The organism is Candidatus Binatia bacterium, from assembly GCA_035631035.1.
In the GTDB taxonomy this organism is placed as follows: domain Bacteria; phylum Eisenbacteria; class RBG-16-71-46; order SZUA-252; family SZUA-252; genus DASQJL01.
This window is the reverse complement of the sequence record DASQJL010000071.1, coordinates 1-11,999: the sequence shown is the minus strand read 5'-3', so window position 1 is coordinate 11,999 and position 11,999 is coordinate 1. Positions and strand designations below refer to the sequence as shown.

The window sequence follows — 11,999 nt, the reverse complement described above, 5'->3', positions numbered from 1 at the left end:
AGATGCACGTGGACGTCGATCTCTTTATAGAAATTCTTCTCCAGGCCGAGGGACTGGGCGCGGGAACGGATGTACGACAGCGCCGCCTGTCCGGACTCCCGCATCGTCTCGCCGAGCTTTCCGGTCATGCTGAGGGCGCCGCCGCCGGGGAGCACGCTCACCTCGACGGTGAGCACGTCGCCTCCGACCTCGGTCCAGGCGAGCCCGGTCGCCACGCCGATGCGCGAGCGCTTCTCGATCTGGCTGTCGAGGAACTTCGGCACGCCCAGGTACGACCCGACGTTCGCGGGCGTGACCCGGAACATGCGGGCCTTCTTCTTGGACTGGGCGATCGCCTTCTTCTTCGCGACCTTCCGGCAGATGGCGGCGATCTCGCGCTCGAGACTCCGCACCCCGGCCTCGCGCGTGTAGCTCCCGATCACGTCGCGCAGCGCCTCGTCGGTGATCTTGAGATCCTTCTCCTCCAGCCCGTGCGCCTTGAGCTCCTTCGGGATCAGGAAGTCCTTCGCGATCCGGACCTTCTCGAATTCGAGATACCCAGGGAGCCGCACGATCTCCATGCGGTCGAGGAGCGCCGAAGGGATGGAATACAGACTGTTCGCCGTCGTGATGAACATGACCTGCGACAGGTCGAGGTCCACCTCGAGGTAGTGGTCGTTGAACGTGTGGTTCTGCTCGGGATCCAGCACCTCGAGCAGCGCCGACGCCGGGTCGCCCCGGAAATCGGTGCCCAGCTTGTCGATCTCGTCGAGGAGCATGACGGGATTGCGCGAGCCGGCCTTGCGCAGCGCCTGCACGATGCGCCCCGGCATCGACCCGATGTAGGTGCGCCGGTGTCCGCGGATCTCCGCCTCGTCCCGGACGCCGCCCAGCGACATGCGCGAGAACTTGCGCCCCAGCGCGCGCGCGATCGACTTCCCGAGGGAGGTCTTCCCCACGCCCGGCGGGCCGACGAAGCATAGGATGGGGCCCTTCAGGGAGCCCGCCAGCTTCATCACGGCGAGGTACTCGAGGATTCGCTCCTTCACCTTCTTCAGGCCGTAGTGGTCCTCGTTCAGGATCTTCTCGACCGCGGCGATGTCCCCGTTGTCCTCGGTCAGGACGCTCCACGGGAGCGCGACGAGCCAGTCGATGTAGTTGCGGACGACGGTGGCCTCGGGCGACATGAAGGACATCTTGCCGAGCTTGTCCAGCTCCTTGATCGCCTTTTCGTGGACGTCCTTCGGCATCTTCGCCTTCTTGACCTGCGCGACCAGCTCCTCCACCTCGTTCGAGAACTCGTTGGCGTAACCCAGCTCCTTGCGGATCGCCTTGAGCTGCTCGTTGAGGTAGAACTCCTTCTGGTTCTTCGTGACCTGGCTGCGGACCTGGCCCTCGATCTTCCGCTCCAACTTGAGAATTTCGAGCTCGCTCGCGAGCGTCTTGGAGAGCAGCCGGAAGCGCTCGAGGACGTCGTCCTCCTCGAGAATCGCCTGCTTCACGTTGACCTTGAGCAGGAGGTGCGACGCCACGGTGTAGGAGAGCAGCACCGGGTTCGTGATGTTGTTCGCGGTGGCGAGCACCTCGTCCGGCACGCGCCGGTTCAGGTGCACGTAGTCGTTGAACGAGGCGAGGACGTTCCGCATCAGGGCCTCGAGCTGGGCGTCCTGCTTCACGTCGTCCTTGAGGATCCCCACGGACGCCGACATCGAGTCCTTCTCCGAGAAGAACTTCTTCCCGCGTCCCCGGCAGATGCCCTCGACCAGCACGCGCATGGTCCCGTCCGGAAGCCGGAAGAGCTGGAGCACGCGCACGACGGTCCCGACGCGATAGAGGTCCTTGGAGGCCGGATCGGCCACCTCGGGGCGCTTCTGGGCGAGCACGAACACGACGCGGTCGCGCTGGACGGCCGCCTCGATGGCGTTCACCGAAGCGCTCCGTCCCACGAGGAGCGGGATGGTCATGTACGGGTAGATCACCACGTCGCGAAGCGGGAGGAGCGGAATCTTGTCCCGGATCTCGAACACTTCGCCGTCACGCTCGATACGGATCATGGGGTTCCCTCGGTACGGAAAACCGGCGCCAACCCGGGGCACGGGCCCGGGGCCAGCCGGCCGGAGTCGTGTATGGGTACGGTTGCTACGGTCTTAGATGCCGCGGGGGCCGCGCCGCTTCGCCCCGGCGCGTCGGGGCTCCCTGCCTCTGCGTCCTACGCTTCCTTGCGCCGGCGGTCTCCGCGGAAGGCGAGGATCGGAGGCGTCTTCTTCTCGATGACTTCCCGCGTGATCGTGCACCCGACGACTTCCAGGCGCGACGGGATCTCGTACATGAGATCGAGCATCGACTCTTCGAGCACCGCCCGGAGGCCGCGAGCGCCCGTGCCGCGCTTCAGCGCCAGCTCGGCGACCGCTTCGAGACCGTCTTCCGAGAACTCCAGCTTGACCCCTTCCATCTCGAAGAACTTCTGGTACTGCTTGGTGATCGCGTTCTTCGGCTTGGTCAGGATGTCCACCAGCGAGGACTTGCTGAGCGAATCCAGCGCGCCGATCACCGGGAGGCGCCCCACCAGCTCGGGGATGAGCCCGTAGCGGAGGAGATCCTCCGGCTCGACCAGGGAGAGCATCTCGCCCAGGTTCCGATCCTTGCGGCTCTTGATGTCGGCGCCGAAGCCCATCGCCTTGTTGCTCACGCGCCGCTCGATGATCTTCTCCAGGCCCTCGAAGGCGCCGCCGCAGATGAAGAGGATGTCCTTGGTGTTCACCTCGATGTACTTCTGCTGCGGGTGCTTCCGGCCGCCCTGGGGCGGCACGTTGGCGACCGTGCCCTCGAGGATCTTCAAGAGCGCCTGCTGCACGCCCTCGCCCGAGACGTCGCGCGTGATCGAGGGGTTCTCCGACTTGCGGGAGATCTTGTCCAGCTCGTCGATGTAGACGATGCCGTGCTCGGCGTTCACCACGTTGAAGTCGGTGGCCTGGAGCAGGCGGACCAGGATGTTCTCCACGTCTTCCCCGACGTAGCCCGCCTCGGTGAGGCAGGTCGCGTCGACGATGGCGAAGGGGACCTTGAGGATCCGCGCCAGCGTGCGGGCCAGGAGCGTCTTCCCGGTGCCGGTCGGACCGACGAGGAGGATGTTCGACTTCTCCAGCTCGACGTCTTCGACGGCGCCGCCGGAATAGATGCGCTTGTAGTGGTTGTAGACCGCGACCGAGAGCGTCTTCTTGGCGCGATCCTGCCCCACGACGTAATCGTCGAGGACCTTCTTGATCTCCGCCGGCTTCGGGAGCGAGCCCTTGGGAAGCCCCGCCGCATGATCGGTTTCGCCTTCGAGGATGTCGTTGCACAGCTTGACGCACTCGCTGCAGATGTAGACCGACGGGCCGGAGACGAGGCGGCTGACCTCGTCCTGGCCGCGGCCGCAGAAGCTGCAGCGGATCGGATGCGGCGAATGGACGCGCTTCTTCATGGGTCGGGTCTCGGTCCGGGCCGGTTAGCCGACGGGCACCGGCTCGGGCTTCTTCTCCTTGAGGTCCATTTTCGTGATCACCTTGTCCACGATGCGGTACGCCTTGGCTTCCTCCGCCGACATGAAGAAGTTGCGGTCGGTGTCCTTCTCGATCTTGGGAAGCGGCTGATCGGTGTGCCGCACGAGGATCTTGTTCAGCTCGGTGCGGAGCGTGAGGATCTCCTTCGTGTAGATCTCGATGTCGGTCGCCTGCCCCTGGCTGCCGCCCAGCGGCTGGTGGATCATAATGCGCGAGTGCGGCAGCGCCGAGCGCTTGCCGTTCGCGCCGGAAGCGAGGAGGAGCGCCGCCATGCTGGCCGCCTGCCCCATGCAGATCGTCGCCACGTCCGGCTTGATGAACTGCATCGTGTCGTAGATCGCGAGTCCCGCCGAAACGACGCCGCCCGGCGAGTTGATGTACAGGTTCACGTCACGGTCCGGATCCTCGGATTCCAGGAACAGGAGCTGCGCGATGACCAGGTTCGCCACGACGTCGTCGATCGGCGTCCCGATGAAGACGATCCGGTCTTTCAAGAGGCGCGAGAAGATGTCGTAGGCCCGTTCTCCGCGCCCGCTTTGCTCCACAACCATCGGCACCAGCGACATGTTCAGTGCTCCTCCCTGAGGCTGCCATCCACACCTTGGATCCCGGGGCCGACCCGCGTGCCCAGAAGATCGGGAACAAGGCGCATCATCTTAAGGCGTTACGATCAATGTTTTGGCCCGGGCCCGCTCCCGGAGGAGTGCCAGGGCCTTCCGTTCGGAAATGTGGGCCCGGACCCGGTCCCGCTGCCCCTCATGGCGCAGGAGGCGCTCGGTCTCGGCCTCGTTCAATTCACCCTCGGCGGCGGCGCGGATCGCCTGGTCGATCTCCTCGTCGGTGACCTCCAGCTTCTCCATCCGGGCGAGCGCGTCGAGGAGCAGGTCCCGCTTGAGCCGCTTCTCGGCGTGCGGCCGGTATTCGTTCCGGAACCGGTCCGCGTCTTCCTCCGTAAGCTCCCGGCCCTCGCGGTTTAGACGCTGCAGGAGGTCTTCCAGATACTCGGCGATCATCGATTCCGGCAGCTCGAAGGGATTCTTCTCGACGAGCTGCGCGGCCAGGGCTTCGTCCTGCTCCCGCTGGAGCTCCAGCCGCGACTCGCCCTCCATATTGAGCCGAATGCGCGCGCGAAGCTCGGCCAAATCGCGCATGCCCGCCAGCTCCACGGCCAGCTCGTCGTTCAGCTCGCGGGGACGGCGCTCGCGCACGGCCTTGACCTGGACGGCGAAGGTCACGGTGCGCCCGCGCAGCTCCTCGTTGCCGAACTCCTGCGGATACTGCACGTCGAACGTGACGTGGTCGCCCGCCTTCCGGCCGACCAGGTGCTCCTTGAACTCGGGCAGGAGCCCCGAGGCGGAGAGCTCGAGCTGCGCGTCCTTCTGCTCCGAGCGGCGGACCGGCTTTCCCTTGGCGTTCAGCCGGGCGTAGTCCACGAGGAGGGCGTCCCCCTCGTTCGCCGGGCGGTCGACGTCTTCCCACTGCGCCGCGCGCTGCCGGAGGTCCTCGAGCGCCTTCTCCACCGCCTCGTCGGGGACTTCGGTGTCGCGGGTCGGAAGCTCCAAACCCTCGTAGTTCTTGGGGGTTACCTCAGGCCGAACGTCGACCTTGGCTTCATAGCTGAGCGGCTTCCCCTTGTCGAACGTGATCTTCCCGATCTCGGGAAAGGTGATCGGCTCGAGCTTCGATTCCCGAACGGCCGACTCGTAGGAGCGCTTGACCGCCCGCTCGAGCACGTCGTGCTCGAGGGAGTGGCCAAACTGTAGCTCCAGGACGCTCCGCGGCACCTTCCCCTTCCGGAACCCCGGGATGGAGGCCTTGCGGCGGTAATCCTCGATGACGGCCTCGAAATCGGCGTCCAGCTCCTCCGCCGGCACCTCGATCATCAGCGTCTTCTGCCAGACCCCGGTGTCTCGAACGTCGACCCTCAAACCCGTCACTCCTCGTCAAAGTGGTGCGAGAGGGGGGAGTTGAACCCCCACGAGTTGCCTCACGGGATCCTAAGTCCCGCGCGTCTGCCAGTTCCGCCACTCTCGCAAGCGGACTGTGCCTTCAGGTGCCCATGATCCTAGCACCGAAGTGATTGGGCAACAAGAAGATTGGGCCCGGATTGGCCGTTTTCAGGCGCGGGCGCCCGGGACCACCGCCTCGACCACCCGGGCCACGACTTCGTAGCGGCCGAAGGAAGGCATCAGATAGGCCCCTTCGACCAGCGCGCGGGCTTCGACCAGGAGATCGAGGCACATTTCGATGCCAACATCGATCCCCCGGTCCCCGGCTTCCCGCATGGCCTTGCGGGCAGGGTCGGGAATCACGATCCCGGGCACCTCGTTGTGGAGGAACTCGGCGTGGCGGTGGCTCTGGAGCGGGAGGAGGCCCAGCAGCACCGGAATCCGCGGCTTCGGCACGGCCTCCAGGAAGCGGGTCAGCGTGGAGAGCTCGTAGAGCGGCTGGGTCATGGCGAACTCGGCGCCGGCCTCCACCTTGGCGCGGAAGCGCTCCAGCTCCTGGTCGAAGTTCTCCGCCGAGGGGTTCACGGCGCAGCCGATCACGAAGCGCGTGGGCTCGCCGATCGAGTTCCCCCCCAGATCGACCCCCGCGTTGAGCTGCCCAAGCACCCGGATGAGCCCGATCGAGTCCACGTCGAAAACCGCCGTGGTGTTGGGATAGTCCCCCGCCCGCGGCGGGTCGCCGGTGAGCGCCAGGATGTTCCGGATGCCGAGGGCGTGCGCCCCCATCAGGTCGGACTGGATCCCCATGAGGTTCCGGTCGCGGCAGGTGAAGTGGAGGATCGTCTCGATCCCGACCTGGCTCTGGATCATCGTCGCCAGGGCGATCGAGGACATGCGCACGCGCGCCATCGGGCTGTCGGCCACGTTGATCATGTCCACGCCCGACGATTTCAGGAGGGTTGCCCCCTCGATCATCTTCCGGGGCCGGATGCCGCGGGGCGGATCCACCTCGACGCTCACGACGAATTCGCGCCTCGCGATCTTGCCGGCGAGGCGGGAGCGCAGGGCGGGGTCGCCGGCGGGGGCCGATTCCTCGACGGTGGCTCGGGGGCGCTCCCGCTCGGGATCGACGGTGACGGCGCCGCGCGGTGTATGCCCGGAGGCGCCGTCCCCTTCTCCGGTTCGAGCCGAGGGCGCGCCGGTCAAGCCCGCCGCGTTCAGGCGCTCGCGCTTTCGCGCGAGAGCATCCCTCATTCTCCGGACGTGCGCCGGCGTCGTGCCGCAGCAGCCGCCGATCAGCCGCGCGCCCGCCTCGGCGAAGCGCACCGCGTAGTCGGCGAAGTATTCGGGCGAGGAGAGATAGAGGAAGCGGCCGTTCACCAGCCGCGGGAGCCCGGCATTCGGCATGACCGCGATGGGACGGGCGCTCTTCCGCGCGTAGCGCTCCACGATCTCGAGCAGCTCGTTCGGCCCCACGCTGCAGTTCGCCCCGATCACGTCCACCGCCTTCGCGGTGAGCGCGCGCACCGCGTCCTCGGGATAGGTGCCGTGCAGCGTTCGGCCGTCCTCGGTGTAGGTCATCTCCACGACCAGAGGCAGATCGGCCGTGACCGAGCGCACCGCATCCACCGCGAGCAGGGCTTCCTGGAGGTCGGTCTGGGTCTCCACGATCAGGAGATCGACGCCCCCCTCGACCAGCCCCTCCGCCTGCTCGCGGTAGGCGGCGAGCGCCTCGTCGCGCGGGATCGTCCCGAGCGGCGCCACCGGCTTTCCGAGCGGGCCGATCGCTCCGGCCACGAAGACCGGCTCGCCCACCTCTTCGCGCGCGTTCCGCGCGATCTGGGCGCCGGCCCGGTTCACCTGGCGCGGCGGATCGGTGACGCCGTGCGCGGCAAGACGGAATCGGTTCGCCCCGAACGTGTTCGTCTCGATCACCTCGGCGCCCGCGCGGATGTACTCGCGATGGACCGATTGGATCAGGGAGGGCTCGGTCAGGTTCAGCGCGTCGAACGAGCGATCGAAGGGGATGCCCTTGTCGTAGAGAAAGGTCCCCATCGCCCCGTCGGCGAGCAGGATTCCCTCGGAGAGGCGCGCCAGGAACGGATGGCGGGCGCGGGCGCCGGGCTCTTCCACCATGGGAGGCATCGTACTATACTGCCCGGCTCACCGCTGGAAGCCAATTGGGGGAACCGTTTTGAATCTTCTCGTCTTCGTCAAGCAGGTGCCCGACACCGAGACCCGCATTCAAATCCAGAATGGCCAGGTCGACGTCTCGAGCGTGAAGTGGATCGCGAACCCCTACGACGAATTCGCCATCGAGGAGGCGCTTCGGATCAAGGAGCGCCTGGGCGCCGGCAAGGTCACCGTCGCGAGCCTGGGGCCCGAGCGCGTGAAGGAGGCGATCAAGTACGGCCTCTCCCTGGGCGCCGACGAAGGGGTGTGGCTCAGGGGAGACGGCGTCGCCCTGGGCGACCCGGGCACGGTCGCGACCGTGCTCGCCGCCGCCGCGAAGAAGATCGGCTTCGACCTGATCCTGACCGGCAAGCAGGGCGTGGATCACGACTGGTCGCAGGTCGGCGTGATGCTGGCCGAGCGGCTCGACGTGCCCCACGTCTCGGTGGTCGTGAAACTGGCCGTCGACCCGGGCGCGAAGAAAGGCACCGCGCATCGTGAAGTCGAAGGGGGCGCCGAGACGGTCGAGTTCGAGCTGCCCGCCGTGATCACGGCGCAGAAGGGTCTGAACGAGCCGCGCTACGCCTCGCTCAAGGGGATCATGGCCGTGAAGAAGAAGACCATTCCCGAATGGACGCTCGCCGATCTCGGCGTCGATCCCACGTCGGTAGGCGAGGGTGCGGCGGGCGTGCGCTTCCTGGAATTCCTGCCGCCCCCCGCCCGATCGGCGGGGCGCGTGCTCGAGGGGGAGCCGGCCGACACCGCCCGCGAGCTGGTGCGTCTCCTCCGCGAAGAAGCGAAGGCGATCTGATGGCCAGCCCGGTGAAGGTCGCGGTCGTCGCGGAGACGAAGGGCGGCGCGGTCCGGAAGATCGCGCTGGAGATGCTGGCCGAGGCGAAGCGCCTGGCCGCCGAGGCGGGCGGCACGGTCGGCGCGGTGGTGATCGGACCCGCCGCGGCCGGCGAAGCGGAGCGTCTCGCGACGTTCGGAGCCGATCGCGTCGTGCACGTCACGGGACCGGCGCTGGAGACCTACGCTCCCGAGGCGTACGCCGAAGCGGTGAAGCAGGCGGTGGAGGCTCTGTCCCCCGAAGTGCTCCTCTTCGGCGCGACGGGCCAGGGACGCGATCTCTCCGCGCGCGCCGCAGCGCGGCTCGGCGCGGGACTCGCTTCCGACTGCGTGGGATTCGAGTGGAAGGACGGCGGACTCATCGCGCGCCGCCCGGTGTTCGCGGGCAAAGCCTTCGCGCAGGTCGCGTTCGGCGCCGCGAGGCCGTGCGTGGCGTCGGTCCGTCCGAATACCTTCCAGCCCGCCGCGGCCGATGCCGCGCGCAGCGCCGCGGTCGAGACGATCGCGCTGGGCGACGTGCGCGTGCGCGCGCGGGTCGTCTCGTTCGAAGCCACCGAGGGCGGCGTGGCCGACCTGACCGAGGCCAACATCATCGTCAGCGGAGGCCGCGCCATGGGCGGTCCCGAGAATTTCGAATTATTGCGAAAGCTCTGTAAAGTGCTCGGCGCCACGCTGGGCGCCTCGCGCGCCGCGGTGGACGCCGGCTGGATCGATCACAGTTATCAAGTGGGCCAGACCGGAAAGGTCGTGAACCCCACGCTCTATTTTGCCGTGGGAATCTCAGGCGCCATCCAGCACCTGGCCGGAATGTCCTCCGCGCGGACCATCGTCGCCATCAATAAAGACAAAGAGGCGCCCATCTTCAAGGTGGCCAGCTACGGCGTCGTAGGCGACCTCTACCAGATCGTCCCCGCGCTCACCGACGAGTTCGCGAAGCTGCTGAAGGAGTAGGCCCCCCTCTCGGGCGGCCCTTCAAGGAGTAGGCGGTCCGTCGCGGCGGCTCCGCCCTCCACACCGCCCTTCCAAGGAGGCAGGTCCGGTTGTCCGGCCATCCGGCGTACGAGACCTACTGGAAGCGGAAAGCGCTCCTGAAGCGCGGATTCCCCCGCTTCCCCGTACGGCGATGGTGGGAAACCGACAGCCTCTGCGACATCGAGCGCGTCTACTTCGAGGCGATCCGCGACGCACCCTCCCTGCTCGACGTCGGCGCCGGCGACCTCCGCGTCATGCGGAAGCTGCAGGCTGCCGGCTATCGCGGCGAATACCACACCCAGGACATCGGCGACGGCGGGCCCTGGACGTACGCCGACCTGAACGAGGTGCGCCGGACGTATGGCGCCATTCTGTGTCTCGACGTGCTGGAGCATCTGCCGCTGAGCGACGGCATCGCGCTGCTGCGGCGGATGCTCGAGCTGCTCTCCCCGCGAGGCGTGCTGGTGCTGCAGACGCCCAATGCCGCCTATCTGCCGGAGCCCCGTTCCTGGGACATGACCCACGTGCACACGTATGCGCTGCACGATCTATGGGCGTTCTTCACGGTCGAAGAGCTGGACGTGACGGGCTACCGCGTGGTGCTGGGACCCGAGCGCGAGGGTTTTGCCGTCGCCATGCGCACCGGCCTGCAACGTTGGGTGAAGCAGAAGCTGCTGGGCTGCGACTTCGCGAACAACGCGGCGGTCATCGCCCGGAAGCGCGCGTGATACAGTCGAGGACGCCGATGCGCCTCCTCGTCCCGTCCATCGTTGCCATCCTCGGCCTCGCCGGTCCCGCAGCGGCGCAAGAGGCCTACTACCACAAGCCGATCCCCGAAGTGGAGAAGGTGCTCCAGGCGCCGCCCTTTCCGGCGGTCTGGCTGAGCCCCGCGCGCGACGCGCTCCTGATCGCCGAGCGTCCCGGATCCCCGCCGCTCGCCGATCTTGCCGCGCCCAAGGTGAAGCTGGCGGGCGTGCGGGTGAATCCCGTCACCAACGGTCCCCACCGCGCGCCCTATTTCCTGGGGCTCACGGTGAAGTCCCTGGCAGACGCTCCCGAACCCACGGACGGGAAGCGCCGCCACGGCGAGCGCGCTAACGTTGGCGAAGGGCGTCGCGTGACGCTCCCCGACAGCATCCGGATCGGCAGCCCGCTCTGGAGCGCCGATGGCAAGCGCGTCGCCTTCACGAACACCGCCAAGGACAGCCTGGAGCTCTGGGTGCTCGACGTCGCCCAGGCCACGGCGCGAAGGATTCCGCGCGTCCATCTGAATGCCGCGCTCGGATGGTCCTATCTCTGGATGCCGGACCAGCGGACGCTTCTCGTGAAGCTGGTGGACCCCGATCGCGGCCCGCCTCCGCGCCTGCCGCCGGTTCCGACCGGCCCCGACGTGCAGGAGGGCTCGGGCCAGCACGGCATCGGAAGCACCTACGAGCGGCGCGACGTCCTCGAGACCGCCCACGACGAGGACCTGTTCGACTACTACGGGTCCTCGGCGCTCGCCTTCGTGGACGTCCTGAGCGGAACGGTCACGCGGTTCGGAAAGGCCGATCTCTTCGGATCGATCCAGCCCTCACCGGACGGCGAGCACTTCATCGTGGAACGGATCCACCGGCCCTACTCCCACCTCCACGCCTGGTGGCGCTTTCCGCGGGAGGTGGAGATCTGGGACCGCCACGCGCAGGTTGAGCGGCGTCTCGCGAGCTTGGCGCTCGCCGACCAGGTTCCTCCGGAGGGAGTGCCCACCGGGCCGCGCTTCTACTCCTGGCGTCCCACGGCTCCGGCGACGCTCTTCTACGTCGAGGCGCTGGATCAGGGCGATCCCGATGTGAAGGTGCCGCATCGGGACCGGCTCCTGGCGTGGGCCGCGCCCTTCTCGGGGGAGGCGTCGGAGCTCCTGCGGCTGAAGGAGCGCTTCGACGGCATCGCATGGACCGACTCGTCGGGAATCGCGCTGGTCCAGGAATTCGACCGCGAGCGCCGCTGGGAGACGACGTATCAGGTGGACCTGAGCGCCCCCGGCGCGACGACGCGCGTGATCTGGGACCTGAGCGTGAACGAGAAGTACATGGCGCCCGGCGACCCCCTGTTCCGGCCGCTCGCGAACGGCTTCTCGGTGATCGATCGCGACGGGGCATCGATCTATCTCGCCGGAGCCGGCGCGACGCCTTCCGGAGATCGCCCGTTCCTGGATCGATTCGATCTCAAGACGTTGAGGACCGAGCGGCTCTTCCGCTGCGACAAGGACGTCTACGAATCGTTCCTGGGCTGGGCCGGTCCGGGGCGCTCGCGGTTCTTCACGCGGCGCGAGAGCCCGAAGGAGCCGCCGAACACGTTCGTCCGCACGCTGGAGGCCCCGGTGGTCGGCGCGGGCGCGACCGCGGCAGGTGCTGCTTCCAGGACATCCGGCCCAGCTTCGACCGCGGCCGGCGCGGCTCCGACTGGAGCCGGAGAGGCGACGTGGACCTCAACTCTGGCCCCGGTTACACATTTCCTGGACCCAACGCCCGAGCTTCGCGGCATCACGAAGCGCATC

The 11,999-nt window shown here is 67.6% G+C and carries 9 protein-coding genes and 1 tRNA gene; 4 read left to right on the top strand and 6 right to left on the bottom strand.

The genetic code is table 11. From position 1 onward, the window contains the following. From lon to VE326_07475, 6 genes are all read right to left on the bottom strand, one after another. Positions 1-2,033 (bottom strand): endopeptidase La (gene lon, locus VE326_07500; protein HYJ33050.1); only part of this gene is annotated, 2,033 nt, incomplete at its 3' end. 155 nt (positions 2,034-2,188) lie between these two features. Further along, positions 2,189-3,442, bottom strand: a complete 1,254-nt coding sequence (clpX, locus tag VE326_07495) for an ATP-dependent Clp protease ATP-binding subunit ClpX (GenBank protein HYJ33049.1) — start codon at positions 3,440-3,442, stop codon at positions 2,189-2,191. Between the two features lie 24 nt (positions 3,443-3,466). Further along, positions 3,467-4,087 (bottom strand): ATP-dependent Clp endopeptidase proteolytic subunit ClpP, encoded by a 621-nt coding sequence (gene clpP / locus VE326_07490; protein ID HYJ33048.1) that lies wholly within the window; start codon positions 4,085-4,087, stop codon positions 3,467-3,469. A gap of 90 nt (positions 4,088-4,177) precedes the next feature. Next, entirely contained in the window at positions 4,178-5,449 is a 1,272-nt protein-coding gene (tig, locus tag VE326_07485) for a trigger factor (GenBank protein ID HYJ33047.1), read from the bottom strand. 21 nt (positions 5,450-5,470) lie between these two features. Then, positions 5,471-5,555: transfer RNA gene (locus tag VE326_07480), tRNA-Leu, on the bottom strand. Between the two features lie 83 nt (positions 5,556-5,638). Continuing rightward, the gene (locus VE326_07475) at positions 5,639-7,606 is read right to left on the bottom strand and encodes a bifunctional homocysteine S-methyltransferase/methylenetetrahydrofolate reductase (GenBank protein ID HYJ33046.1); all 1,968 of its coding nucleotides are present in this window, start codon (positions 7,604-7,606) and stop codon (positions 5,639-5,641) included. A 58-nt stretch (positions 7,607-7,664) separates the two neighbouring features. On the opposite strand from VE326_07475, the gene VE326_07470 reads away from it, so the two are divergent. The 4 genes from VE326_07470 to VE326_07455 form a co-directional block, all read left to right on the top strand. After that, positions 7,665-8,453, top strand: coding sequence for an electron transfer flavoprotein subunit beta/FixA family protein (locus VE326_07470; protein HYJ33045.1), 789 nt, complete (start codon positions 7,665-7,667; stop codon positions 8,451-8,453). Further along, the gene (locus tag VE326_07465; protein HYJ33044.1) at positions 8,453-9,442 is read left to right on the top strand and encodes an electron transfer flavoprotein subunit alpha/FixB family protein; all 990 of its coding nucleotides are present in this window, start codon (positions 8,453-8,455) and stop codon (positions 9,440-9,442) included. The genes VE326_07470 and VE326_07465 overlap by 1 nt, the downstream gene beginning before the upstream one ends. 89 nt (positions 9,443-9,531) lie before the next feature. Further along, positions 9,532-10,191, top strand: coding sequence for a methyltransferase domain-containing protein (locus VE326_07460; GenBank protein ID HYJ33043.1), 660 nt, complete (start codon positions 9,532-9,534; stop codon positions 10,189-10,191). A gap of 17 nt (positions 10,192-10,208) precedes the next feature. Further along, positions 10,209-11,999 (top strand): S9 family peptidase (locus VE326_07455; protein ID HYJ33042.1); only part of this gene is annotated, 1,791 nt, incomplete at its 3' end.